Annotated in this window: 25 protein-coding genes; 14 read left to right on the top strand and 11 right to left on the bottom strand. The window is 59.9% G+C overall.

The features are described from left to right. The first annotated feature begins 5 nt into the window (after positions 1-5). The 3 genes from F475_RS17170 (at position 6) to tldD (ending at position 6,225) form a co-directional block, all read left to right on the top strand. A complete protein-coding gene (locus tag F475_RS17170; protein WP_111454344.1) occupies positions 6-3,809 on the top strand; it encodes a YhdP family protein in 3,804 nt (1,267 codons plus the stop codon). 106 nt (positions 3,810-3,915) lie between these two features. Next, positions 3,916-4,770, top strand: a complete 855-nt coding sequence (locus F475_RS17165; protein ID WP_064620308.1) for a carbon-nitrogen hydrolase family protein — start codon at positions 3,916-3,918, stop codon at positions 4,768-4,770. 12 nt (positions 4,771-4,782) lie between these two features. Then, entirely contained in the window at positions 4,783-6,225 is a 1,443-nt protein-coding gene (gene tldD, locus F475_RS17160) for a metalloprotease TldD (RefSeq protein WP_018927212.1), read from the top strand. 60 nt (positions 6,226-6,285) lie between these two features. Here tldD and yjgA read toward each other — a convergent pair whose 3' ends face one another. Further along, positions 6,286-6,810, bottom strand: a complete 525-nt coding sequence (gene yjgA, locus F475_RS17155) for a ribosome biogenesis factor YjgA (protein ID WP_007941230.1) — start codon at positions 6,808-6,810, stop codon at positions 6,286-6,288. Positions 6,811-6,918: 108 nt separating this feature from the next. Between yjgA and pmbA the strand changes: the two genes are divergently transcribed. Further along, positions 6,919-8,265 carry a metalloprotease PmbA gene (gene pmbA, locus F475_RS17150; RefSeq protein ID WP_111454343.1) on the top strand — a complete coding sequence of 449 codons (1,347 nt, stop codon included), beginning with the start codon at positions 6,919-6,921 and terminating at the stop codon, positions 8,263-8,265. Between the two features lie 128 nt (positions 8,266-8,393). Here the strand turns inward: pmbA and F475_RS17145 are convergent, their stop codons facing one another. The 10 genes from F475_RS17145 to F475_RS17100 all read right to left on the bottom strand — a co-directional run bounded on the left by F475_RS17145 (position 8,394) and on the right by F475_RS17100 (position 15,415). Then, on the bottom strand, positions 8,394-8,666 hold the full coding sequence (locus tag F475_RS17145) for an HPr family phosphocarrier protein (RefSeq protein WP_018927210.1): 273 nt from the start codon (positions 8,664-8,666) through the stop codon (positions 8,394-8,396). 15 nt (positions 8,667-8,681) lie between these two features. Beyond that, entirely contained in the window at positions 8,682-9,539 is an 858-nt protein-coding gene (rapZ, locus tag F475_RS17140) for an RNase adapter RapZ (RefSeq protein WP_111454342.1), read from the bottom strand. Positions 9,540-9,541: 2 nt separating this feature from the next. Beyond that, complete coding sequence (ptsN, locus tag F475_RS17135) at positions 9,542-10,006, bottom strand: PTS IIA-like nitrogen regulatory protein PtsN (protein WP_018927208.1); 465 nt, start codon at positions 10,004-10,006, stop codon at positions 9,542-9,544. A gap of 12 nt (positions 10,007-10,018) precedes the next feature. After that, entirely contained in the window at positions 10,019-10,327 is a 309-nt protein-coding gene (gene hpf / locus F475_RS17130; RefSeq protein ID WP_007941242.1) for a ribosome hibernation-promoting factor, HPF/YfiA family, read from the bottom strand. A 74-nt stretch (positions 10,328-10,401) separates the two neighbouring features. Further along, positions 10,402-11,895 carry an RNA polymerase factor sigma-54 gene (locus tag F475_RS17125; protein ID WP_064620307.1) on the bottom strand — a complete coding sequence of 498 codons (1,494 nt, stop codon included), beginning with the start codon at positions 11,893-11,895 and terminating at the stop codon, positions 10,402-10,404. A gap of 184 nt (positions 11,896-12,079) precedes the next feature. Further along, on the bottom strand, positions 12,080-12,805 hold the full coding sequence (lptB, locus tag F475_RS17120) for an LPS export ABC transporter ATP-binding protein (RefSeq protein WP_018927206.1): 726 nt from the start codon (positions 12,803-12,805) through the stop codon (positions 12,080-12,082). Next, on the bottom strand, positions 12,805-13,350 hold the full coding sequence (lptA, locus tag F475_RS17115) for a lipopolysaccharide transport periplasmic protein LptA (RefSeq protein WP_111454341.1): 546 nt from the start codon (positions 13,348-13,350) through the stop codon (positions 12,805-12,807). Before lptA ends, lptB begins: the two co-directional genes overlap by 1 nt. Beyond that, the gene (gene lptC / locus F475_RS17110; protein ID WP_019581167.1) at positions 13,337-13,909 is read right to left on the bottom strand and encodes an LPS export ABC transporter periplasmic protein LptC; all 573 of its coding nucleotides are present in this window, start codon (positions 13,907-13,909) and stop codon (positions 13,337-13,339) included. The genes lptA and lptC overlap by 14 nt, the downstream gene beginning before the upstream one ends. 7 nt (positions 13,910-13,916) lie before the next feature. Then, a complete protein-coding gene (locus F475_RS17105; protein WP_064620298.1) occupies positions 13,917-14,441 on the bottom strand; it encodes an HAD family hydrolase in 525 nt (174 codons plus the stop codon). Next, the gene (locus F475_RS17100; protein WP_086944705.1) at positions 14,441-15,415 is read right to left on the bottom strand and encodes a KpsF/GutQ family sugar-phosphate isomerase; all 975 of its coding nucleotides are present in this window, start codon (positions 15,413-15,415) and stop codon (positions 14,441-14,443) included. The genes F475_RS17105 and F475_RS17100 overlap by 1 nt, the downstream gene beginning before the upstream one ends. Before the next feature lie 276 nt (positions 15,416-15,691). Between F475_RS17100 and F475_RS17095 the strand changes: the two genes are divergently transcribed. The 10 genes from F475_RS17095 to hisC all read left to right on the top strand — a co-directional run bounded on the left by F475_RS17095 (position 15,692) and on the right by hisC (position 23,642). Further along, positions 15,692-16,501: an ATP-binding cassette domain-containing protein gene (locus tag F475_RS17095; protein WP_018927201.1), complete on the top strand. Its 810-nt coding sequence runs from the start codon at positions 15,692-15,694 to the stop codon at positions 16,499-16,501. Further along, positions 16,501-17,298 carry a lipid asymmetry maintenance ABC transporter permease subunit MlaE gene (gene mlaE, locus F475_RS17090; RefSeq protein WP_026286502.1) on the top strand — a complete coding sequence of 266 codons (798 nt, stop codon included), beginning with the start codon at positions 16,501-16,503 and terminating at the stop codon, positions 17,296-17,298. Before F475_RS17095 ends, mlaE begins: the two co-directional genes overlap by 1 nt. Beyond that, entirely contained in the window at positions 17,298-17,765 is a 468-nt protein-coding gene (mlaD, locus tag F475_RS17085) for an outer membrane lipid asymmetry maintenance protein MlaD (RefSeq protein WP_007941252.1), read from the top strand. Before mlaE ends, mlaD begins: the two co-directional genes overlap by 1 nt. Before the next feature lie 11 nt (positions 17,766-17,776). Continuing rightward, positions 17,777-18,430 (top strand): phospholipid-binding protein MlaC, encoded by a 654-nt coding sequence (locus tag F475_RS17080; RefSeq protein ID WP_018927198.1) that lies wholly within the window; start codon positions 17,777-17,779, stop codon positions 18,428-18,430. Next, the gene (locus tag F475_RS17075; protein ID WP_018927197.1) at positions 18,427-18,732 is read left to right on the top strand and encodes a lipid asymmetry maintenance protein MlaB; all 306 of its coding nucleotides are present in this window, start codon (positions 18,427-18,429) and stop codon (positions 18,730-18,732) included. The genes F475_RS17080 and F475_RS17075 overlap by 4 nt, the downstream gene beginning before the upstream one ends. Positions 18,733-18,846: 114 nt before the next feature. Next, complete coding sequence (locus F475_RS17070; RefSeq protein WP_018927196.1) at positions 18,847-19,086, top strand: BolA family protein; 240 nt, start codon at positions 18,847-18,849, stop codon at positions 19,084-19,086. A 22-nt stretch (positions 19,087-19,108) separates the two neighbouring features. Then, positions 19,109-20,374: a UDP-N-acetylglucosamine 1-carboxyvinyltransferase gene (gene murA / locus F475_RS17065; RefSeq protein WP_018927195.1), complete on the top strand. Its 1,266-nt coding sequence runs from the start codon at positions 19,109-19,111 to the stop codon at positions 20,372-20,374. 126 nt (positions 20,375-20,500) lie between these two features. Further along, the gene (gene hisG, locus F475_RS17060) at positions 20,501-21,136 is read left to right on the top strand and encodes an ATP phosphoribosyltransferase (RefSeq protein WP_007941260.1); all 636 of its coding nucleotides are present in this window, start codon (positions 20,501-20,503) and stop codon (positions 21,134-21,136) included. A 125-nt stretch (positions 21,137-21,261) separates the two neighbouring features. Next, positions 21,262-22,587, top strand: a complete 1,326-nt coding sequence (hisD, locus tag F475_RS17055; RefSeq protein ID WP_018927194.1) for a histidinol dehydrogenase — start codon at positions 21,262-21,264, stop codon at positions 22,585-22,587. 2 nt (positions 22,588-22,589) lie between these two features. Beyond that, positions 22,590-23,642 (top strand): histidinol-phosphate transaminase, encoded by a 1,053-nt coding sequence (gene hisC / locus F475_RS17050; protein ID WP_018927193.1) that lies wholly within the window; start codon positions 22,590-22,592, stop codon positions 23,640-23,642. Positions 23,643-23,681 lie beyond the last annotated feature (39 nt).

Below are 23,681 nucleotides of genomic sequence, written 5' to 3'. Positions count from 1 at the left end.
CTGACATGGAGCGTCTGACACGCATTTTGGCCGCACTGACCCGCTGGGGTCTGGGCCTGTGTGCGTTGGTTTTGGTGTTGATGGCGCTGTTTGTCAGTCTCGGCCGGGAGCTGACACCGCTGGTGGCCGAATACCGTGCCGATGTCGAAACCAAAGCCAGCGCCGCCTTGGGCATGCCGCTGCACATCGGCGAACTGGAGGGCAACTGGAGCGGCTTCGCCCCGGTTCTGCTGGCTCATGACGTGATGGTTGGCGAAGGCTCCAATGCCTTGCGCCTGGACCAGGTGCGCGCGGTGCCGGATCTGTGGGCCAGCCTGCTGGCGCGCGAAATACGCATCGCACATCTGGAGCTCAACGGCTTGAAGATCAGCCTCAAGGAAGGCGAGGACGGTCATTGGGCGCTGGAAGGATTGCCGGTGCGGCAGGATCAGCCGCTGGACCCGGAGCAGTTGTTCAATAGTATGCAGATGGTCCAGCAATTGTCGGTGCTCGACAGTCAGGTGACCTTGCAGCCACTGGATCAGCCGCCGCTGACCCTGACCTACGTTGGCCTCAATCTGAGAACCGGTGTGTCGCGTCAGCGCCTCGACGCCCGTTTGACCCTGCCCGATGGCCAGCCGGTTGCGATGAGCCTGCGTACCCGTATCCGCGCCAGCCAGTGGCAGGACGGCGAGGTTGAGGCTTACTTGAGCCTGCCGCAAAGCGATTGGTCGAAATGGTTGCCCGAGCGTCTGACCCAACAATGGAATTTCTCCGAGATCAAGGCCGGTGGCGAGCTCTGGGTGAACTGGAGCGAGGGCGCCCTGCAAAGCGCCGCGATCCGTTTGAACGCACCGCAACTCAAGGGCGCCTACGCCGAGCGCAAGCCAATCCAGATCAACAATCTGGCGCTTAACGGCTATTTCCAGCGCAGCTCCACGGGTGTGCTGGTGACCCTGGATTCCCTGGCGATGAGCCTGGGTGAAACTCGCTGGGAATCGAAACTGCAATTTCAACAAACCGCGGCGACCGACGAGACGCCAGAGCTTTTGCATCTGCAAGCCGACCGCATCGACCTCACGCCGCTCACCCCGTTACTGAACGCTTTGGGGCCGCTTCCGGAAGGTGTCGCTACGGCCGTCGAGCGGCTCAAGGTCACCGGGGTATTGCGCAACGTGCTGATCGACTTGCGCCCCGCGGCTACCGATGACAGCAAGTTCAGCTTTGCCGCCAATCTGGAGCGGGTCGGCTTCGACGCCTATCACGGCGCACCGGCGGCGCGAAACGTCAGTGGCAGCATCAGCGGCGATCTCGGGCAGGGTGAGTTGCGCATGGACAGCAAGGATTTCTCCCTGCACCTGGACCCGATTTTCGCCAAGCCATGGCAGTACATTCAGGCCAATGCGCGGTTGAACTGGAAGCTCGATAAAGAAGGTTTCACCCTGATCGCGCCGTACCTGAAGGTGCTGGGCGAAGAGGGCAAGATTGCCGGCGACTTCCTGATTCGTCTGCATTTCGATCACACCCAGGAAGACTACATGGACCTGCGGGTCGGCCTGGTCGACGGCGACGGTCGCTACACCGCCAAGTACCTGCCGGCCGTGTTGAGCCCGGCGCTGGACGAGTGGCTGCGTACGGCGATTCTCAAAGGTGCGGTGGATGAAGGTTTCTTCCAGTACCAGGGATCGCTGAACCATGGCGCCCCGGAAACGGCTCGCAGCATCAGCCTGTTTTTCAAGGTTCACGATGCCGAGCTGGCGTTTCAGCCGGGTTGGCCGCATGTCAGCAAGGTCAGCGGCGATGTATTCATTGAAGACAGCGGTGTGCGGATTCTCGCGAACAAGGGGCGATTGCTCGACACCCAGGTCAACGACGTCTACGTCAATATTCCCCATGTGCCTGCCGGACAGAATCCTCACCTGTTCCTCGATGGCGCGTTCGCCGGCGGGTTGGGCGATGGCCTGAAGATTCTGCAGGAAGCACCGATCGGCACCGCCGATACGTTCGCCGGCTGGGAGGGCGAGGGCGATCTGCAAGGCAAACTCAACCTGGATATACCGCTGGTCAAAGGTGAGCAACCGAAAATCCTCGTCGACTTCAAGACCGACAAGGCCCGCTTGAAACTTCGCGAGCCCATCCTGGAACTGACACAACTCAAGGGCGACTTCCGCTTCGACAGCGCCAAGGGGTTGAGCGGACAGAAGATCACCGCGCGAGCGTTCGACAAGCCCGTGACCGCGCAGATTTTTGCCGATGGCAGTGCGGGCAAGCTCAACACTCGGGTCACCGCAGCGGGTCAGGTCGAGGTCAAGAAACTCACCGAGTGGCTAAACGTCACTCAGCCGCTACCGGTGTCTGGTGTGGTCCCTTATCAGCTGCAACTGAACCTTGATGGCGCCGACAGCCAATTGATAGTCAGCTCCGATCTCAAAGGCGTGGCGGTGGATTTGCCGGCGCCGTTCGGCGTGGCGGCGGATGTCGGCCGCGACACCGTGTTCCGCATGACCCTGCAAGGACCGGAGCGGCGTTACTGGGTCAACTACGGTGAGCTGGCGAACTTCACGTTTGCGGCCCCGGCTGGCAACTTCGTCGACGGTCGCGGTGAGTTGTTTCTCGGCGGTGGTGATGCTGTGCTGCCCGGCAACAAAGGCCTGCGCATACGCGGTGTACTGTCCGAGCTGGATGTGTCTCCCTGGCAGGATCTTGTCAGCAAGTATGCTGGCCAGGATCCAGGCGGCAGCGCCAAGCAATTGCTCAGCGGCGCGGATTTCAAGGTTGGCAAGCTCAGCGGTTTCGGCACCACCCTTGATGAGGCGTCGGTGCAGTTGACGCGCAAGCCGGCCGCCTGGGGGCTGCAACTCGACAGTCAGCAGGCCAAGGGTACCGTCGGTATTCCCGACGCCAAAGCCACACCGATTGCGGTCAATCTGCAGTACGTACGTTTGCCGGCCCCAGACCCGACGGTGCTGGCCGACGAGAATTCGCCGGATCCGCTGGCCACTGTGGACCCGACGAAAATCCCGGCGCTGGATATCACCATCAATCAACTGTTCCAGGGCCAGGACCTGGTGGGCGCCTGGCTATTGAAAGTTCGCCCGACCGGCAAGGGCATCGCCCTCAACTCCCTGGATATGGGCCTCAAGGGCATCTTCCTGCAGGGCAGCGGCGGTTGGGAAGGCGCGCCCGGCAATTCCAGCAGTTGGTACAAGGGCCGGGTCAGTGGCAAGAACCTCGCCGACGTGCTCAAGGGCTGGGGCTTTGCGCCGAGCGTCACCAGTGAAGAGTTTCACATGGATGTCGACGGTCGCTGGCCTGGCTCACCGGCGTGGCTGGCCACCAAGCGCTTCTCCGGCAGCCTCGATGCGTCGCTCAATAAAGGTCAGTTTGTTGAAGTCGAGGGCAGCGCCCAGGCTCTACGGGTATTTGGCCTGCTCAACTTCAACTCCATTGGCCGCCGCTTGCGCCTGGACTTTTCCGACCTGTTCGGCAAAGGCTTGAGCTATGACCGGGTCAAAGGGCTGTTGGTCGCGAGCAACGGGGTCTACGTGACCCGTGAGCCGATCCGGCTGACCGGCCCGTCGAGCAACCTGGAACTCAACGGCACCCTGGACCTGGTGGCTGATCAGGTCGATGCCAAGTTGCTGGTGACCTTGCCGGTGACCAACAATCTGCCGATTGCCGCGCTGATCGTCGGTGCTCCGGCCGTCGGCGGGGCACTGTTCCTGATCGATAAGTTGATCGGTGACCGCGTGGCGCGTTTTGCCAGCGTCGCATACACCGTCAAAGGCCCGTGGAAAGAGCCGAAAATCACCTTCGACAAGCCTTTTTGAAAAGCCACTTTCCAAGCCTATGGAGTAGCATGGCCGTAAGTCCCCTGCAGGAGCTGCCGCAGGCGGCTCCTACAGGTATGTGTTGATTCCAGATAAGGAAATGGCCATGTCTGTAGCAGTCATTCAAATGGTCAGCCAGAGCGACGTGCTGGCCAACCTGTCCCAGGCCCGTCGTCTGCTTGAGCAGGCGGCGTCCGGTGGCGCGCGGCTTGCCGTGCTGCCGGAAAACTTCGCTGCCATGGGCCGTCGCGACATTGCCGACATTGGCCGCGCCGAAGCGCTGGGCGAAGGCCCGATCCTGCCGTGGTTGAAACAGACCGCCCGCGACCTCAAGTTATGGATAGTGGCCGGCACGTTGCCGTTGCCGCCGGCGGATGAACCGATGGCCAAAGCGCATGCATGCTCGTTACTGGTGGATGACCAGGGCGAGACCGTGGCGCGGTACGACAAGCTGCACCTGTTCGACGTGGACGTGGCGGACAATCGCGGGCGTTATCGCGAATCCGATGACTATGCTTATGGCAGTGGCGTGGTGGTTGCCGATACGCCGGTCGGTCGAGTCGGCCTGACGGTGTGTTACGACTTGCGCTTCCCGGAGCTGTACAGCGAATTGCGTGCTGCCGGCGCGGAATTGATTACCGCCCCGTCGGCCTTTACCGCGGTGACCGGCGCGGCCCATTGGGACGTGCTGATTCGCGCGCGGGCCATCGAGACTCAATGTTACGTGCTCGCGGCCGCCCAGGGTGGCACTCATCCGGGACCGCGAGAAACCTTTGGTCATGCCGCGATAATCGATCCATGGGGGCGCGTGCTGGCACAACAGGATCAGGGCGAGGCCGTGCTGCTGGCCGAACGCGACAGCCGCGAACAGGCGGCCATCAGGGCGCGGATGCCGGTGTCCACTCACCGGCGCTTTTTCTCGCAGGGCGCTCAGCGACCTGCATCAGAACGACGAATTTAAGGCGTAAAGCATATGAGCGAGTTGTTGTCCTCTGTCAGTGAACACCTCCTGGCGCCCGGCGGCGTAACGATCGAGAGCCTGCAGGGTGTGCTCGGCGATCTGGCCGGCCCGGGCATCGATGCCGCCGACCTGTATTTCCAGGGGCAGATTTCCGAGTCCTGGGCGCTGGAAGACGGGATCGTCAAGGAAGGCAGCTTCAACCTCGACCAGGGTGTAGGCGTGCGTGCGCAATCGGGTGAAAAAACCGGTTTCGCCTACAGCAATGCGATCACCCTCGAAGCGCTGGGCGCAGCGGCCCGTGCGGCCCGTTCGATCTCCCGGGCCGGGCAGAATGGCACCGTGCAGGCGTTCACTACCCAGGATGTCGCTCAGTTGTACGGGCCGGACAACCCGCTGGAAGTAATGACCCGCGCCGAGAAAGTCGAGCTGCTCAAGCGCATCGACGTGGCGACCCGCGCCCTCGACCCGCGTATTCAGCAAGTCACCGTGAGCATGGCCGGGGTCTGGGAGCGGATTCTGATCGCCTCCACCGATGGTGGCCTGGCGGCGGATGTGCGGCCGCTGGTGCGTTTCAACGTCAGCGTGATCGTCGAGCAGAACGGTCGTCGAGAGCGCGGCGGCCATGGCGGTGGCGGTCGTACCGACTACCGCTATTTCCTCAGCGAAGACCGCGCCATGGGTTATGCCCGTGAAGCGTTGCGTCAGGCACTGGTGAATCTGGAAGCCATCCCGGCGCCGGCCGGTACGTTGCCGGTGGTGTTGGGTTCGGGTTGGTCCGGCGTGTTGCTGCACGAAGCCGTCGGTCACGGTCTGGAAGGCGATTTCAACCGCAAGGGCAGTTCGGCCTACAGCGGGCGCATGGGCGAGATGGTTGCATCGAAGCTTTGTACCATCGTCGATGACGGCACCCTCGCCGGCCGCCGAGGTTCGCTGAGCGTCGACGACGAAGGCACGCCGACCGAGTGCACAACGCTGATCGAAAACGGCGTGCTCAAGGGTTATATGCAGGACAAGCTCAACGCGCGCCTGATGGGCGTGGCCCGCACCGGCAACGGTCGTCGCGAATCCTACGCGCACCTGCCGATGCCGCGCATGACCAACACTTACATGCTCGGTGGCGAAAGCGACCCGGCGGAAATCATCGCCTCGGTGAAAAAAGGCATCTACTGCGCCAACCTCGGCGGCGGTCAGGTGGATATCACCAGTGGCAAGTTCGTGTTCTCCACCAGCGAGGCGTACCTGATCGAAGACGGCAAGATTACTGCACCGGTCAAAGGCGCGACGTTGATCGGCAACGGGCCGGAAGCCATGAGCCGGGTGTCTATGGTTGGTAATGATCTGGCGCTGGACAGCGGTGTGGGAACGTGTGGCAAGGATGGGCAGTCGGTGCCGGTGGGTGTCGGCCAGCCAACGCTGAAAATCGATGCGATCACCGTGGGTGGCACAGGATCGTAAGGGGCTCTTGAAAACGTGAAGCTTCGGGTGAGTTGCGAGGCAACTCACCCGATTCGGGACTTAACGCAAACCGCGTTGAGTCTCGTCCAGCTCACGGATGTACTTGAAGATTTTACGGCTCGAAGCCGGTGGCTTGTTGGTCGCCAGTTCGTGCTGGGCCTGACGGATCAGGGAGCGCAATTGTTGACGATCGGCCTCCGGGTAATCGACGACGAACTTCTCCAGGACGGCGTCGTCGCCTGCGATCAAGCGATCGCGCCAGCGTTCCAGGCCGTGGAAACGTTCGTTGTACTGCCGGGTGGAGGCATCGAGTTGATCGAGCAGGGTGAGAATGGCGCCAGTGTCCTGATCGCGCATCAGCTTGCCGATAAACTGAAGGTGCCGTTTACGCGCGATGTTCGCGGTGTGCTTGGGCGCATCGGCCAGAGCCCGGCGCAAAGCGTCGGTCAACGGCAGTTTTGCCAGCAGGTCAGGCTTGAGTGTTGTAAGGCGCTCGCCGAGGTCAACCAGAGCATGCAGCTCGCGTTTGACCTGGGATTTGCTTTTTTCTCCCGTATCGAGGGAGTCGTCGTAAGAATCAACCATGGTGGCCGTCCGCAAAGAAACGCCGCCATGATAACCAGTCGGGGGCCGCTTGTCCGGCCCGGTCGCTCGATGACCGTTACCGAAAGCAGAATTTGAGTGGAGAACAGCATGAGTGCAGTTGAAAGCGTCGGCCCACAAGCGTTGCCGGCACTGCAAGAGCAAGTCGAGCAGATCATTGCTGAAGCCAAGCGCCAGGGCGCCAGTGCCTGTGAAGTGGCGGTGTCGCTGGAGCAGGGCCTGTCGACCACGGTGCGTCAGCGGGAAGTCGAAACCGTTGAGTTTAACCGCGACCAGGGCTTTGGCATCACATTGTACGTAGGGCAGCGCAAAGGCTCGGCCAGCACCTCGGCCAGCGGTTCGGAAGCGATTCGCGAAACCGTCGCTGCTGCGCTGGCGATTGCCAAGCACACGTCCGAAGACGAAGCCGCAGGCTTGGCGGATGCCGCGCTGATGGCCAAGGAGCTGCAGGATTTCGACCTGTTCCACCAATGGAGTATCACACCGGAGCGAGCCATCGAGCAGGCCCTGGCCTGTGAAGCAGCGGCGTTTGCCGCCGACATTCGGATCAAGAACGCCGACGGCACCACTCTCAGCACTCATCAGGGTTGCCGTGTGTACGGCAACAGCCACGGTTTTATCGGCGGTTACGCCTCGACCCGTCACAGCCTCAGCTGCGTGATGATCGCCGAAGCCGATGGCCAGATGCAGCGTGATTACTGGTACGACGTGAACCGGCAGGGCAATTTGTTGGCCAGCCCGGAGAGCATCGGCCAGCGTGCCGCGCAACGGGCGGCGAGCCGCTTGGGCGCACGCCCGGTACCGACCTGCGAAGTGCCGGTGCTGTTTTCTGCGGAACTGGCCGGCGGTTTGTTCGGCAGTTTCCTCTCGGCGATTTCCGGCGGCAGTCTGTATCGCAAGTCTTCGTTCCTCGAAGGCACGCTGGGGCAGAAACTGTTCCCGCAATGGCTGACCATCGATGAGCGTCCGCACTTGATGCGCGCTTTGGGCAGCTCTGCCTTCGACGGCGATGGCCTGGCGACCTACGCCAAGCCGTTCGTGGAAAACGGCGAGCTGGTGTCCTATGTGCTTGGCACCTATTCCGGCCGTAAGCTGGGCATGCCGAGCACCGCGAATGCGGGCGGCGTGCACAACCTGTTCGTCACCCATGGCGACGAAGATCAGGCAGCCCTGTTGCGCCGCATGGGTCGTGGCCTGCTGGTCACTGAATTGATGGGGCAGGGCCTGAACATGGTCACCGGCGATTACTCCCGTGGCGCAGCGGGTTTCTGGGTCGAGAACGGCGAAATCCAGTTCGCGGTCCAGGAAGTGACTATTGCCGGCAACATGCGCAACATGTTCAAGCAGATCATTGCGGTCGGTAATGACCTGGAATTGCGCAGCAACATTCGCACAGGTTCGGTGTTGATCGAGCGGATGACGGTGGCAGGTAGTTAAGCTGCGGTTGCTGCACAAAAAAATGCGCCACCCGATTGGGTGGCGCTTTTTTTTTGGATCAAAATATCGCAGCTTCGTCAGCGCCTACGCATCTGTGGGCGCAACCGAAAGCCGAAATCCATTGATCTTTATTCGCCTTCGTCGAAGAAGTTGTTGATCAGCGCCACCAGTGCATCCATAGCTTCCTGCTCTTGTTCACCTTCGGTTTTCAGGTGGATTTTGGTGCCCTTGCCGGCTGCGAGCATCATCATGGCCATGATGCTTTTGCCATCGACCATCGTTTCCGGTGTACGGCCAGCTCTGATCTGGCAAGGGAACTGCCCGGCGACGCCAACGAATTTTGCAGACGCGCGGGCATGCAGGCCCAGCTTGTTGATGATTTCGATTTCCAGAGCAGGCATCGCGATGTGAATCCTTTAGCTGAGGTCGCGGTGGCGAACCTGGACGTTCTTCAGGGATTGTTGCAGGACCTGGCCCAGAAGTTCGGTCAGGTAGACAGAGCGGTGATGCCCGCCGGTGCAGCCAATGGCAATGGTGACATAGGCGCGGTTGCTGGCGGCAAAGCGGGGCAGCCACTTGAGCAGGTAGGAGGAAATGTCCTGGAACATCTCTTCGACATCCGGCTGCGCCGCCAGGTAGTCGGCCACCGGTTGATCGAGCCCGGACTGTGCCCGCAGCTCCGGTTTCCAGTAAGGGTTAGGCAGGCAGCGCACGTCGAACACCAGATCGGCGTCCACCGGCATGCCACGCTTGAACCCGAAAGACTCCACCAGAAACGCAGTACCGGGCTCCGGCTGATTCAGCAGGCGCAGCTTGATGGTATCGCGCAGCTGATACAGGTTCAGATTGGTGGTGTTGACCTTGAGGTCGGCCAGATCGGCGATCGGCCCCAGCAGATTGGTTTCGTCCTCTATCGCCTCCGCCAGCGAGCGATTGGCACTGCTCAGCGGGTGACGGCGGCGGGTTTCCGAAAATCGTTTGAGCAGGGTCTCTTCATCGGCGTCCAGATACAGCACATCGCACTGGATATGCCGGCTGCGGACTTCTTCCAGCAATTCGGGAAACCGTGACAGGTGGCTCGGCAAGTTGCGTGCATCGATGGACACGGCCACCAGAGGTTGTGCCAGTTCGGTGTGAATCAGTGCGCGTTCGGCCAGTTCCGGCAACAGACCGGCCGGCAGGTTGTCGATGCAGTAGTAGCCGTTGTCCTCGAGAACATCGAGGGCAGTGCTTTTACCTGAGCCGGAGCGGCCGCTGACGATGATCAGGCGCATGATTAGTGACCGTTTTGCTCGTCCAGGACAACCTGATACAAGGCTTCGTTGCTCGGGGCGCTGCGCAGTTTTTCACGCACTTCCTTGCGATCAAGCATGCTGGCGATCTGGCGCAGCAACTCCAGGTGCGCATCGGTGGCGGCTTCGGGGACCAGCAGTACAAACAGCAGGTCAACCGGGGCACCGTCGATGGCGTCGAAATCGATGGGTGCATCCAGGTGCATCAAGGCACTGATGGGCGATCCGCAGCCCTTGAGACGGCAGTGGGGGATGGCGATACCGTTGCCAAAGCCGGTGGAACCGAGTTTTTCACGGGCGACCAGACTCTCGAAGACATCCTGCATGGCCAGATCCGGCACTTCGCGATGGATGAGGTTGGCAATTTGCTCGAGGGCTTTCTTTTTACTGCCGCCCGGCACGTTCACCAGGGAACGGCCGGGGGTCAGGATGCTTTCAAGTCGGATCATGGGTTGGGAGTGTTAACGACCGGTCGCGCCCTGGAGGAGGCTCTGGGTCTTTTCCTTATGCTTTTTGAGTTGTTTATCCAGCTTGTCGGTCAGTGCGTCGATCGCTGCGTACATATCGGTATGTTCCGCGTTAGCGACCACCTCATTGCCGGGAATATGCAGCGTGGCTTCGATTTTCTGCTTGAGCTTCTCGACCGTCATCGTGACCTGCACGTTGGTGATCTTGTCGAAATGCCTCTCTAATCGTTCGAGTTTTTCGCCGATGTAGGTGCGAAGAGGTTCGGTCACTTCCAGTTGGTGTCCACTGATGTTGACTTGCATACAGCTTCTCCTTCGTTGCCAGTGCATAAAGCGGTAGATCCGATGATCTACCACTGGAACGCTGTGGCGTGGCTCTACATCAACCGCTTGCGTTCGCTCGAAGGCGCGATTCCCAGGGATTCGCGGTACTTGGCGACGGTGCGGCGAGCCACCTGAATGCCTTGTGCCTCCAGTAAACCAGCGATCTTGCTGTCACTCAACGGCTTTTTCTGATTTTCCGCGGCAACCAGTTTTTTGATGATCGCGCGGATCGCCGTAGACGAGCATTCACCGCCTTCGGAGGTGCTGACGTGGCTGGAAAAAAAGTATTTCAGTTCATAGATGCCCCGTGGGGTATGCATGAATTTTTGCGTGGTCACCCGTGAAATCGTCGATTCGTGCATGCCCACCGCTTCGGCGATGTCATGCAGCACCAACGGTTTCATGGCCTCGTCGCCGTACTCCAGGAAGCCGCGTTGATGCTCGACGATCTGGGTGGCCACTTTCATCAGGGTTTCGTTGCGGCTTTGCAGGCTCTTGATGAACCAGCGAGCCTCCTGCAGTTGATTACGCATGAAGGTGTTGTCAGCGCTGGTATCGGCGCGGCGTACGAAGCCGGCGTATTGGGCGTTGACCCGCAGGCGCGGCACCGACTCCTGGTTCAGTTCCACCAGCCAGCGCTCGTTGTCCTTGCGCACGATCACGTCGGGAACGACGTATTCGGCTTCGGTGGACTCGATTTGCGAACCCGGGCGCGGGTTGAGGCTCTGGACCAGTTCGATCACCTGGCGCAGTTCATCTTCCTTGAGCTTCATGCGGCGCATCAGCTGGCTGTAGTCGCGGCTGCCGAGCAAGTCGATGTAATCGGTGACCAGGCGCTTGGCCTCGGTCAGCCAAGGGGTCTTGGCGGGCAGTTGGCGCAGTTGCAGCAGCAGGCATTCACCGAGGTTGCGGGCGCCGATACCGGCGGGCTCGAATTGCTGGATGCGGTGCAGGACGGCTTCGATTTCGTCCAGTTCGATGTCCAGTTCCGGATCGAAGGCCTCGAGGATTTCCTCGAGGGTTTCGTCCAGATAGCCCTGATTGTTGATGCAGTCGATCAGGGTCACGGCGATCAGGCGATCGGTGTCGGACATCGGTGCCAGGTTCAGTTGCCAGAGCAAATGGCTTTGCAGGCTTTCACCGGCCGAAGTACGGGTGGTGAAATCCCACTCGTCGTCATCGTTGCTCGGCAGGCTGCTGGCGCTGGTCTGGTAGACGTCTTCCCAGGCGGTATCGACAGGTAATTCGTTGGGAATGCGCTCGTTCCAGTCGCCTTCCTCAAGGTTATCCACCGTCGGGGCGGTTTCCTGGTAGGAGGGTTCCTGAATGTCGGTGTTGGGTTGCTGTTCGGCTTTGTCGGCCAAGGGGTCTGCGTTATCGAAGTCGTCGCCTTCTTCCTGGCGTTCGAGCATCGGATTGGACTCCAGGGCCTCCTGGATTTCCTGTTGCAGGTCCAGGGTCGACAATTGGAGCAGGCGGATGGCCTGTTGCAGCTGCGGTGTCATCGTCAGCTGCTGGCCCATTCTCAAGACTAGCGATGGTTTCATGGCAGGGGCTTAACACCTTATTCGCCGGCGCACATGCGCCATCCACTACAGGGCGCCGAAGCGCCAAACATAAGCAAATTATATGCCTGAAACTGAAGTGTTTGCCTAGAGCGCTGTAACAATAAAAAACTATTGATTTTTTATTGATATGAGCACCAAGGCGACTGGCCAGGCACCTCAGCGCTTACAGGCGGAACTCATGGCCCAGATACACTTCCTTGACCAGTTCGTTGGCCAGGATGGTGGCGGAGTCGCCTTCAGCGATCAGCTGGCCATCGTTGACGATGTAGGCGGTTTCGCAGATGTCCAGGGTTTCACGGACGTTGTGGTCAGTGATCAGCACGCCAATGCCTTTGGCCTTGAGGTGGTGGATGATCTGCTTGATGTCGCCCACCGAGATCGGGTCCACGCCGGCGAAGGGTTCGTCGAGGAGGATGAATTTCGGGTTGGTGGCCAGTGCCCGGGCGATTTCCACCCGACGGCGTTCACCACCGGACAGGCTCATGCCAAGGCTGTCACGAATGTGGTGGATGTGAAATTCCTGCAGCAGGCTTTCCAGCTCTTTGCGGCGACCGGCCTTGTCGAGCTCCTTGCGGGTCTCGAGGATGGCCATGATATTGTCGGTCACCGACAGCTTGCGGAAGATCGACGCTTCTTGCGGAAGATAGCCGATACCGGCCTTCGCGCGACCGTGCATCGGCTGGTGGCTGACGTCCAGGTCATCGATCAGTACGCGACCCTGATCGGCCTGTACCAGACCCACGATCATGTAAAAACAGGTGGTTTTGCCGGCGCCGTTGGGGCCAAGCAGGCCGACGATCTGGCCGCTGTCGATGGACAGGCTGACGTCACGCACGACCTGGCGGCTCTTGTAGCTCTTGGCCAGATGCTGAGCTTTCAGAGTTGCCATTACTGGGTTTTCTCGTCGGTTTTCTTCTTCGGCTGGATCACCATGTCGATACGCGGACGTGTCTCGGTGACCTTGCTGCCCGTGGCGCGACCGGCGCTGGCGAGTTTCTTGACCGTGTCATAGACGATTTTTTCGCCCTGGGTGACGTTGTTGTCCTTGTCGACAACTTTGGCCTTGTCGATCAGTACGACGCGGTTTTGCGCTGCGTGGTACTGGATGGTTACGCCCCAGCCCTGAACAGGCTTGGTGTCGCCAGCGGTCTGCAGTTGCTCGAAGTAGGCGAGGTTGCCCACCGAGGTCACCACATCGATCTCGCCTGTTGGCGTGCGGGTGATGGTCACGGTGTTGCCCTTAACGATCATCGAGCCCTGAGTGATGATCACATCACCTTTATAGGTGGCAACACCGTTCTTGTCGTCCAGTTGGGCGTCGTCGGCCTGGATGCGGATAGGCTGCGCTTGATCGGTCGGCAGAGCCCAGGCGCTCACGCTTCCCAGTGCTGCGCTCAGACTGAGCAAAATAGGGAGGGTTTTAACGAGCCTCATACTGTCCTCTTACGTTCGATAGCAGGTGTATCCTGCTTTCTTTCAAGTACGCTTTCATTCCGTTGCCTGTCGATACACCGCCGGCGCCGTCGATTCTAACGGGTTGATCGGTCTGCGCATATTGCTGCTGCGGGAACACTGTCATACGGGTGGTGGTAATCAGGGTTTTACGGTTTTTTTCGTCGAAACGCGTGATACGTACCGAGTCGATCAGCTCGACCTGGGTGCCGTCCGGGTTGACTTCGCCGCGTTCGCTCTGGACGTGCCAAGGGAATTCGGTGCCACGAAACATGTTCAGGTCAGGGTTGGACAGCAACGTCACTTCCGTCGCCTTCAGGTGTTCGACCTTGTCGGACGTCATTTCATACTGCAGTTTGCCGTCCGGCAGGTACTGCACGCTGTGGGCGTTGGTTGCGTAATAGTCGATCATGGCTTCATCGACATGCGCCACTGGCTTGTCGAGGAAGCGTTCCGGGCTGATGTTCCAATAGCCGACCGCAGCGAATAGCGCCGCGATGCAACCGAATATCAGGATGTTGCGAATCTTTTTGCTCAGCATGATGGGCTCACAGGTACGCGGCGTTGGCCGCATCGAGGCGGCCCTGGGCGCGCAGGATCAATTCGCAGAATTCGCGCGCGGCACCCTCGCCGCCACGGGCCTGGGTGATGCCGTGGGCGTGTTCGCGCACGAAGCTGGCGGCGTTGGCCACGGCCATGCCCAGACCGACGCGGCGAATCACCGGCAGGTCCGGCAGGTCGTCGCCGAGGTAGGCCACTTGTTCATAGTTCAGGTTGAGTTGGGCAAGGAGCTCGTCGAGCACCACCAGTTTGTCTTCGCGACCCTGGTACAGGTGTGGAATGCCGAGGTTCCTGGCTCGTCGTTCGACCACCGGGGTCTTGCGTCCGCTGATGATAGCGGTCTGCACGCCGGCTGCCATCAACATCTTGATGCCTTGGCCGTCGAGGGTGTTGAAAGTCTTGAATTCGCTGCCGTCTTCGAGGAAGTACAGGCGCCCGTCGGTCAGCACGCCGTCGACGTCGAATACCGCCAGTTTGATCTGTTTGCCGCGTTGCAGCAGGTCCGTGCTCATTACATTACTCCAGCGCGCAGCAAATCGTGCATGTTCAGGGCGCCGACCGGGCGGTCTTCGCTGTCGACAACGACCAGTGCATTGATCTTGTGGTCTTCCATGATTTTCAACGCCTCGGCAGCCAGCATCTCGGCACGTGCGGTCTTGCCGTGGGCAGTCATCACCTGCTCGATGGTGGCGCTGTGGATGTCGATGCTGCGGTCCAGGGTGCGACGCAGATCGCCGTCGGTGAAGATCCCGGCAAGTTTACCGTTGGCTTCCAGAATCACGGTCATGCCCAGGCCCTTGCGGGTCATTTCCATCAATGCGTCCTTGAGCAGGGTGCCGCGCTTAACCTGCGGCAGCTCTTGCCCGGCGTGCATGACGTTTTCCACTTTCAACAGCAGGCGTCGACCAAGTGCGCCGCCTGGGTGGGAAAAGGCGAAATCTTCAGCGGTAAAACCGCGGGCTTCCAGCAGCGCCACCGCCAGGGCATCGCCCATCACCAGAGCGGCGGTGGTCGATGAGGTTGGCGCCAGGTTCAGCGGGCAGGCTTCGTGCTCGACGTGAACGTTGAGGTTGACCTCGGCAGCCTTGGCCAGTGCCGAGTCGGGATTGCCGGTGACGCTGATCAATTTGATGCCCAGGCGCTTGATCAGTGGCAGCAGGGTAACGATTTCATTGGTGGAACCGGAGTTCGACAGTGCCAGGATGATGTCGTCACGCGTGATCATACCCATGTCGCCGTGGCTGGCTTCGGCTGGATGCACGAAGAACGCCGTGGTGCCGGTGCTGGCCAGGGTGGCGGCAATCTTGTTGCCGATGTGCCCCGATTTGCCCATGCCGACCACGACTACGCGGCCTTTGCTGGCCAGAATCATCTCGCAAGCGCGTACGAAATCCGCGTCGATATGGGGTAACAAGCCTTGCACGGCTTCCAGTTCGAGACGGATGGTGCGTTGTGCAGATTGAATCAGGTCGCTGGATTGGCTCATGTCAGAAATCGTATAGCCTGATGAAAAGGCGGCGATTATAACGGTAATGATCAAAACCCTCACGCAAGTTCGTCGCGGTTTGTCATTCCTTGTTACCGAGACCCTCTAAATAGATGATTTCAGGTGGTCATGTTGCTGAACGTGCCCGGCTTGGGCCTTGGGCGCTTGGCATTTGCAGTGATATAGTTCGCCGCCAGTTCGGCCTGCCCGGGAAGGTATGTGCTTTCGTCAGAAAGCCAGGCGTCCGAGTGAGAGGCTGCATCGCAAGGAGTTTAGATGAGTGCCGATAACGCCTACGCGGTCGAGCTGAAGGGACTGACCTTCAAGCGCGGTGCGCGCAGCATTTTCAATAACATCGATATCCGCATACCACGCGGCAAAGTCACCGGCATCATGGGGCCTTCCGGGTGTGGCAAGACCACGCTGTTGCGGTTGATGGGGGCCCAATTGCGCCCCACCAGCGGCGAAGTCTGGGTCAATGGCCAGAACCTGCCGACGTTGTCGCGCAGCGATTTGTTCGATGCGCGCAAGCACATGGGCGTGCTGTTTCAGAGCGGCGCGCTGTTTACCGATCTCGATGTATTCGAGAACGTCGCCTTTCCGCTGCGTGTTCATACCACACTGCCGGAAGAGATGATTCGCGATATTGTCCTGCTCAAATTGCAGGCCGTGGGCTTGCGTGGCGCCATTGACCTGATGCCTGACGAATTGTCCGGCGGTATGAAGCGTCGAGTCGCGCTGGCCCGGGCGATTGCCCTCGATCCGCAAATTCTCATGTACGACGAGCCTTTTGTCGGCCAGGACCCGATCGCCATGGGCGTGCTGGTGCGCCTGATCCGCCTGCTCAACGATGCGCTGGGCATCACCAGCATCGTGGTCTCCCACGATCTGGCCGAGACCGCGAGCATCGCCGACTACATCATTGTGGTGGGTGACGGGCAAGTGTTGGGGCAGGGCACACCCAAGGAATTGATGACTTCGCAGGAACCACGGATTCGCCAGTTCATGACTGGCGAACCCGACGGCCCGGTCGCATACCACTTTCCAGCGACGGATTACCGCGCAGATCTTCTGGGGAAGCGCTGATGCGCAAGATTTCATTAATAGAAAGAGTGCGCCGTTTCGGCCACGCCGGCATCGATGTGCTGGCGGTATTCGGGCGTTCGGCGCTGTTCCTGTTTCATGCCTTGCTCGGTCGCGGTGGCATCGGCGGCAGTTTTGGCCTGCTGGTCAAGCAACTGCATTCGGTTGGCGTGATGTCCCTGGTGATCATCGTGGTCTCCGGGGTGTTCATCGGTATGGTGCTGGCGCTGCAGGGCTTCAATATCCTGTCCAGCTATGGCTCGGAGCAGGCTGTCGGGCAGATGGTTGCGCTGACACTGCTGCGTGAACTGGGGCCGGTCGTCACGGCCTTGCTGTTCGCCGGGCGTGCGGGTTCGGCGCTGACCGCCGAAATCGGCAACATGAAATCCACCGAGCAACTGTCCAGTCTGGAAATGATCGGGGTTGACCCGCTCAAGTACATTATTGCTCCGCGCCTGTGGGCCGGCTTCATTTCCCTGCCGGTGCTGGCAATGATTTTCAGCGTGGTGGGTATCTGGGGCGGTTCGTGGGTGGCCGTCGACTGGCTGGGTGTCTATGAAGGCTCCTACTGGTCGAACATGCAAAACAGCGTGACGTTTGTCGACGATGTGCTCAACGGCATTATCAAAAGCATCGTTTTTGCCTTCGTCGTGACCTGGATCGCCGTATTCCAAGGCTATGACTGCGAGCCCACTTCCGAGGGGATCAGTCGTGCCACTACCAAGACCGTGGTGTACGCCTCTTTGGCGGTACTCGGCCTGGACTTTATTCTGACCGCCTTGATGTTTGGAGATTTCTGATGCAAAACCGCACCCTGGAAATCGGTGTCGGCCTTTTCTTGCTGGCTGGCATCCTGGCTTTGCTGTTGCTTGCGTTGCGGGTCAGTGGCCTGTCCCCGAGCCCGAGCACCGATACTTATAAACTTTATGCATATTTCGATAATATCGCCGGTTTGACTGTCAGAGCTAAAGTGACCATGGCCGGTGTGACCATTGGCAAGGTCACTGCGATCGATCTGGATCGCGACAGCTTCACCGGTCGGGTGACCATGCAACTGGAAAAGCGCGTAGATAACCTGCCGACTGACTCCACTGCATCTATCCTGACCGCTGGCCTGTTGGGTGAGAAATACATCGGTATCAGTGTGGGTGGGGAACAAGCCCTGCTCAAGGATGGTGGAACCATCCACGACACGCAGTCGTCGCTGGTGCTCGAGGACCTGATCGGTAAATTTCTGCTCAATACCGTTAGCAAAGACGCCAAATGAGGAGCTTTTCAATGATCTCTATCTTGCGACGTGGCCTGTTGATATTGCTCGCAGCCTTGCCGTTGATGGCTAACGCCATGGCGGCGCAGTCGGCGCACGATCTGGTTCAGGACACCACGACCCGGATGCTCGCCGACCTGTCGGCCAATAAAGAGAAGTACAAGCAGGATCCACAAGACTTTTATACGGCGTTGAACACCATCGTCGGTCCTGTGGTGGATGCCGAGGGCATTTCCAAAAGCATCATGACCGTCAAATACTCGCGCAAAGCAACGCCCGAGCAAATGAAGACGTTTGAAGAAAACTTCAAAAAAGGTCTGTTCCAGTTTTATGGCAACGCATTGCTCGAATACAACAACCAGGGCATTACTGTTGAGCCTGCCAAGGATGAATCGGGAGACCGTACCAGCGTTGGCATGACGGTCAAAGGCAGCAGCGGCGCGATCTATCCCGTGTCTTACACACTCGAAAAGATCAACGGCGAATGGAAGCTGCGTAACGTCATCATCAACGGCATCAATATCGGCAAGCTATTCCGCGATCAGTTCGCTGATGCGATGCAGCGCAATGGCAACGACCTGGACAAGACCATCAATGGTTGGGCCGGGGAAGTCGCCAAAGCCAAGGAAAACACCGAAAAAGCTGTCGAGAAGAAAGCCCAATGAGTGAGTCGGCCATTCGCATGAGCGAAACCGGCGAGCTGCTGCTCAGCGGTGTGCTGGATTACCGGACCGGCCCGAACTTGCGCAAGCAGGGGCAGGTACTGATCAAGTCCAGCAAGGCGCCTGCGCTGGTGGTCGATTGCTCCGCAGTGGAGAAGTCCAGCAGTGTCGGCTTGTCGCTGCTGCTGTGCTTCATGCGCGATGCCCAGGTGGCCGGCAAGGCCGTGAGCATTCGCGCGATGCCCGAAGACATGCGCAAAATCGCTCAGGTCAGCGAATTGACCGAGCTGTTGGCGCACCCCTGAACCGCATCTATAAAGAAGCCCCCCGTCAGAGTCCTGCTTCGCGGGGTTCGCAGGCGCGGGGCTTTTTTGTATGATGTCCGACCCGCGCGCACAGGGCGCCGATTGAGGTTGAGCATGCAGGCCGTAGAAGTGAAGAGCTTCCTTGAAGGAAAGCTGCCAAACACGAAGGTGGAAGTTGAAGGCGAAGGCTGCAATTTCCAGCTTAACGTGATTAGCGATGAACTGGCGGCGTTGAGCCCGGTGAAGCGTCAGCAGCAGGTCTATGCCCATTTGAACCCGTGGATTGTCGATGGCAGCATCCATGCGGTCACTATGAAATTTTTCAGCAGCGCGGCCTGGGCCGAGCGCACCTGAGCCCAAGGGCGTCGAGATTCTTATGGATAAATTGATTATTACTGGTGGCGCTCGTCTTGATGGCGAGATCCGCATCTCCGGGGCAAAGAACTCGGCCTTGCCGATCCTGGCTGCCACCTTGCTGTGCGATGGCCCGGTGACCGTGGCCAACCTGCCGCACCTGCACGACATCACCACCATGATCGAGCTGTTCGGTCGCATGGGCATTGAGCCGGTGATCGACGAGAAGCTCAGCGTCGAAATCGACCCACGCACCATCAAGACCCTGATCGCGCCGTACGAACTGGTTAAAACCATGCGCGCCTCGATCCTGGTGCTGGGCCCGATGGTTGCCCGTTTCGGTGAAGCCGAAGTTGCACTGCCTGGCGGTTGCGCCATCGGTTCGCGTCCGGTTGACCTGCACATCCGTGGTCTTGAAGCCATGGGCGCGGTCATCGATGTCGAAGGCGGCTACATCAAGGCCAAGGCCCCTGAAGGCGGCCTGCGCGGTGCGCACTTCTTCTTCGACACCGTCAGCGTGACCGGTACCGAGAACATCATGATGGCGGCCGCTCTGGCCAAGGGCCGCAGCGTTCTGGCCAACGCCGCTCGCGAGCCTGAAGTCGTCGACCTGGCGAACTTCCTGAACGCCATGGGCGCGAAGGTTTCCGGCGCCGGCACCGACACCATCACCATCGATGGCGTCGAGCGTCTGCACACGACCACTTACAAAGTGATGCCTGACCGTATCGAGACCGGCACCTATCTGGTGGCGGCAGCGGTCACCGGCGGGCGTGTGAAGGTCAAGGACACCGATCCGACCATACTCGAAGCCGTTCTGGAAAAACTTCGTGAATCCGGCGCCGAAATCACCACCGGTGAAGACTGGATCGAGCTGAACATGCACGGCAAGCGGCCGAAAGCCGTCAACGTGCGGACCGCTCCATACCCGGCGTTCCCGACCGACATGCAAGCGCAATTCATCTCCCTCAACGCCATTGCCGAAGGCACTGGTGCTGTGATCGAGACGATCTTCGAAAACCGTTTCATGCACGTTTACGAACTGCACCGCATGGGCGCGCACATTCAGGTTGAAGGCAATACCGCCATCGTCACCGGCATCGAAAAGCTCAAGGGCGCGCCAGTCATGGCCACCGACTTGCGTGCTTCGGCCAGCCTGGTGATCTCGGCGCTGATCGCCGAAGGCGATACCCTGATCGATCGCATCTACCACATCGACCGTGGTTATGAGTGCATCGAAGAGAAGCTGCAGATGCTCGGCGCCAAGATCCGCCGCGTACCGGGCTAGTTCCTGCTGCATGGGCGCAGGGACGCGTCCGTTGATTTGTTGAAGTCGAGCCGGTTTCCGGCTCGATGTGTGTCCGGCGCCGTTTGCGACCGGGCATGAGTACCTTGATAAGGACTGACGTTTCCCATGTTGACTATCGCACTGTCCAAGGGCCGCATCCTTGACGACACCCTGCCGCTTCTGGCTGAAGCGGGCATCGTGCCGACCGAGAATCCGGACAAGAGCCGCAAGCTGATCATCCCCACGACCCAGGCCGATGTGCGCTTGCTGATCGTGCGTGCCACCGATGTGCCGACCTATGTCGAGCATGGTGCCGCCGATCTGGGCGTCGCCGGTAAAGACGTGCTGATGGAATACGGCGGCCAGGGTCTGTACGAACCACTGGACCTGCAAATCGCCCAGTGCAAACTGATGACGGCCGGTAAAGTCGGCGCAGTCGAGCCCAAGGGCCGCCTGCGCATTGCCACCAAGTTCGTCAACGTCGCCAAGCGCTACTATGCCGAACAGGGTCGTCAGGTCGACATCATCAAGCTCTACGGCTCGATGGAACTGGCGCCGCTGATCGGCCTGGCGGACAAGATCATCGACGTGGTCGACACCGGTAACACGCTGCGGGCCAATGGCCTGGAGCCACAGGATTTCATCGCTGCCATCAGCTCACGTCTGATCGTCAACAAGGCGTCGATGAAAATGCAGCATGCCCGTATCCAGGCGTTGATCGACACCCTGCGCAAGGCAGTGGAGTCTCGACACCGCGGCTGATTCACCTGCGCGACCTTGAGTCGCGCCCGTCTATCCGCCTCATAGCCAGAATTCTCGGGTGCCCAAGCGGATCAACGGCTAGCTTAGGGCGCCCGAGTTTTTGCCAATCCTATGAGGCTCTCGCTATGACCGCACCGACTGCAATTCGCCGACTCAACGCTGCTGACCCGGATTTCGCACATCATCTGGATCATCTGCTGAGCTGGGAAAGTGTGTCTGACGACTCGGTCAATCAGCGGGTGCTGGACATCATCAAGGCCGTGCGCGAGCGTGGCGATGCGGCGGTGGTCGAGTTCACCCAGAAGTTCGATGGCCTGCAAGTGGCGTCCATGGCGGACTTGATCCTGCCGCGCGAACGCCTGGAACTGGCATTGACCCGCATCACCGTGCCTCAGCGCGAAGCCCTGGAAAAAGCCGCGACCCGTGTGCGCAGCTACCACGAAAAGCAGAAACAGGACTCCTGGAGCTACACCGAAGCCGATGGCACGGTGCTGGGCCAGAAGGTCACGCCACTGGATCGCGCCGGTCTGTACGTGCCGGGCGGCAAGGCGTCCTACCCGTCCTCGGTGCTGATGAACGCGATTCCGGCCAAGGTGGCGGGCGTGACCGAAGTGGTCATGGTCGTGCCGACCCCGCGCGGTGAAGTCAACGAACTGGTGCTGGCCGCAGCCTGCATCGCCGGCGTCGACCGGGTGTTCACCATCGGCGGCGCGCAGGCAGTTGCGGCGCTGGCTTACGGCACCGAAAGCGTGCCGAAGGTCGACAAAGTGGTTGGCCCGGGCAACATCTATGTCGCCACCGCCAAGCGCCACGTGTTCGGCCAGGTTGGCATCGACATGATCGCCGGTCCGTCGGAGATTCTGGTGGTGTGCGACGGCCAGACCGATCCGGACTGGATCGCCATGGACCTGTTCTCCCAGGCCGAGCACGACGAAGACGCCCAGGCGATTCTGGTCAGCCCGGACGCCGAGTTCCTCGACAAGGTCGCGGCAAGCATCGCCAAACTGCTGCCAACCATGGAGCGCGCCGAGATCATCGAAACCTCGATCAATGGCCGTGGTGCGCTGATCAAGGTTCGCGACATGGAACAGGCCATCGAAGTGGCCAACCGCATTGCCCCAGAGCACCTGGAACTGTCGGTCGCCGATCCACAGGCCTGGCTGCCGCAGATCCGTCACGCCGGCGCGATCTTCATGGGCCGCCACACTTCCGAAGCCCTGGGCGACTACTGCGCAGGTCCGAACCACGTATTGCCGACCTCCGGCACTGCGCGCTTCTCTTCGCCGCTGGGTGTTTACGACTTCCAGAAACGTTCGTCGATCATCTTCTGCTCCGAGCAGGGTGCCTCCGAACTGGGCAAGACCGCCTCCGTACTGGCCCGTGGCGAATCGCTGAGCGCTCACGCTCGCAGTGCTGAATACCGCATTCTTGATGACAAGCAGGGGAACTGAACATGAGTAAATTCTGGAGCCCGTTCGTCAAGAATCTGGTGCCTTATGTGCCGGGCGAGCAGCCGAAACTGGCCAAACTGGTGAAGCTCAACACCAACGAAAACCCGTACGGTCCATCGCCAAAAGCCCTGGCGGCGATGCAAACCGAACTGAACGACAACCTGCGTCTGTACCCGGACCCGAACAGCGACCTGCTCAAGCAAGCCGTTGCCAAGTACTACGGCGTGCAGGGCAATCAGGTGTTCCTCGGTAACGGTTCCGATGAAGTCCTGGCGCACATCTTTCATGGTTTGTTGCAACACGATAAGCCGCTGCTGTTCCCGGACATCAGCTACAGCTTCTACCCGGTTTACTGCGGGTTGTATGGCATCAAGTTCGATGCGGTTGCGCTGGACGAGCAGTTCCAGATCAATCCGGCGGACTATGCCAAGCCGAACGGCGGGATCATCTTCCCGAACCCGAATGCGCCGACCGGTTGCCTGTTGGCGCTGGACGCTGTTGAGCAAATCCTCAAGGCCAGCCCGGATTCGGTGGTCGTGGTGGATGAGGCTTACGTCGACTTCGGCGGTGAAACGGCGATCACGCTGGTGGACCGTTATCCGAACCTGTTGGTGACGCAGACCCTGTCCAAGTCCCGTTCCCTGGCCGGCCTGCGGGTTGGTCTGGCCGTGGGGCACCCGGATCTGATCGAGGCACTGGAGCGGATCAAGAACAGCTTCAACTCCTACCCGCTGGATCGTCTGGCGATTGTGGGGGCTGCGGCGGCGTTCGAAGATCGCGAGTATTTCGACAAGACTTGCCGGTTGGTCATCGAGAGTCGGGAGCAAGTGGTCGCGCAACTGGAAGCGAAAGGGTTTGAAGTGTTGCCGTCGGCGGCGAACTTCATTTTCGCCCGTCATCCGAAGCACGATGCTGCGGGGTTGGCGGCGAAGTTGCGCGAACAGGGCGTGATTGTTCGGCACTTCAAGCAAGAGCGGATTGCCCAGTTCCTGCGGATTTCCATCGGCACGCCGGAGCAGAATCAGGCACTGATCGACGGCCTTGGCGACCTCTAGACCAAAACTGTTCCTGTGGGAGCGAGCGGTGCGGCTCGT

The organism is Pseudomonas sp. URMO17WK12:I6, from assembly GCF_003253625.1.
GTDB lineage: Bacteria > Pseudomonadota > Gammaproteobacteria > Pseudomonadales > Pseudomonadaceae > Aquipseudomonas.
The sequence above is the reverse complement of the archived record's forward strand: the minus strand, read 5'-3'. Positions and strand labels throughout refer to the sequence as shown.

Coding starts and splice junctions, on each gene's coding strand:
- F475_RS17170 (WP_111454344.1), top strand. CDS start 6: ATGGAGCGTCTGACACGCATTTTGGCCGCACTGACCCGCTGGGGTCTG.
- F475_RS17165 (WP_064620308.1), top strand. CDS start 3,916: ATGTCTGTAGCAGTCATTCAAATGGTCAGCCAGAGCGACGTGCTGGCC.
- tldD (WP_018927212.1), top strand. CDS start 4,783: ATGAGCGAGTTGTTGTCCTCTGTCAGTGAACACCTCCTGGCGCCCGGC.
- yjgA (WP_007941230.1), bottom strand. CDS start 6,810: ATGGTTGATTCTTACGACGACTCCCTCGATACGGGAGAAAAAAGCAAA.
- pmbA (WP_111454343.1), top strand. CDS start 6,919: ATGAGTGCAGTTGAAAGCGTCGGCCCACAAGCGTTGCCGGCACTGCAA.
- F475_RS17145 (WP_018927210.1), bottom strand. CDS start 8,666: ATGCCTGCTCTGGAAATCGAAATCATCAACAAGCTGGGCCTGCATGCC.
- rapZ (WP_111454342.1), bottom strand. CDS start 9,539: ATGCGCCTGATCATCGTCAGCGGCCGCTCCGGCTCAGGTAAAAGCACT.
- ptsN (WP_018927208.1), bottom strand. CDS start 10,006: ATGATCCGACTTGAAAGCATCCTGACCCCCGGCCGTTCCCTGGTGAAC.
- hpf (WP_007941242.1), bottom strand. CDS start 10,327: ATGCAAGTCAACATCAGTGGACACCAACTGGAAGTGACCGAACCTCTT.
- F475_RS17125 (WP_064620307.1), bottom strand. CDS start 11,895: ATGAAACCATCGCTAGTCTTGAGAATGGGCCAGCAGCTGACGATGACA.
- lptB (WP_018927206.1), bottom strand. CDS start 12,805: ATGGCAACTCTGAAAGCTCAGCATCTGGCCAAGAGCTACAAGAGCCGC.
- lptA (WP_111454341.1), bottom strand. CDS start 13,350: ATGAGGCTCGTTAAAACCCTCCCTATTTTGCTCAGTCTGAGCGCAGCA.
- lptC (WP_019581167.1), bottom strand. CDS start 13,909: ATGCTGAGCAAAAAGATTCGCAACATCCTGATATTCGGTTGCATCGCG.
- F475_RS17105 (WP_064620298.1), bottom strand. CDS start 14,441: ATGAGCACGGACCTGCTGCAACGCGGCAAACAGATCAAACTGGCGGTA.
- F475_RS17100 (WP_086944705.1), bottom strand. CDS start 15,415: ATGAGCCAATCCAGCGACCTGATTCAATCTGCACAACGCACCATCCGT.
- F475_RS17095 (WP_018927201.1), top strand. CDS start 15,692: ATGAGTGCCGATAACGCCTACGCGGTCGAGCTGAAGGGACTGACCTTC.
- mlaE (WP_026286502.1), top strand. CDS start 16,501: ATGCGCAAGATTTCATTAATAGAAAGAGTGCGCCGTTTCGGCCACGCC.
- mlaD (WP_007941252.1), top strand. CDS start 17,298: ATGCAAAACCGCACCCTGGAAATCGGTGTCGGCCTTTTCTTGCTGGCT.
- F475_RS17080 (WP_018927198.1), top strand. CDS start 17,777: ATGATCTCTATCTTGCGACGTGGCCTGTTGATATTGCTCGCAGCCTTG.
- F475_RS17075 (WP_018927197.1), top strand. CDS start 18,427: ATGAGTGAGTCGGCCATTCGCATGAGCGAAACCGGCGAGCTGCTGCTC.
- F475_RS17070 (WP_018927196.1), top strand. CDS start 18,847: ATGCAGGCCGTAGAAGTGAAGAGCTTCCTTGAAGGAAAGCTGCCAAAC.
- murA (WP_018927195.1), top strand. CDS start 19,109: ATGGATAAATTGATTATTACTGGTGGCGCTCGTCTTGATGGCGAGATC.
- hisG (WP_007941260.1), top strand. CDS start 20,501: ATGTTGACTATCGCACTGTCCAAGGGCCGCATCCTTGACGACACCCTG.
- hisD (WP_018927194.1), top strand. CDS start 21,262: ATGACCGCACCGACTGCAATTCGCCGACTCAACGCTGCTGACCCGGAT.
- hisC (WP_018927193.1), top strand. CDS start 22,590: ATGAGTAAATTCTGGAGCCCGTTCGTCAAGAATCTGGTGCCTTATGTG.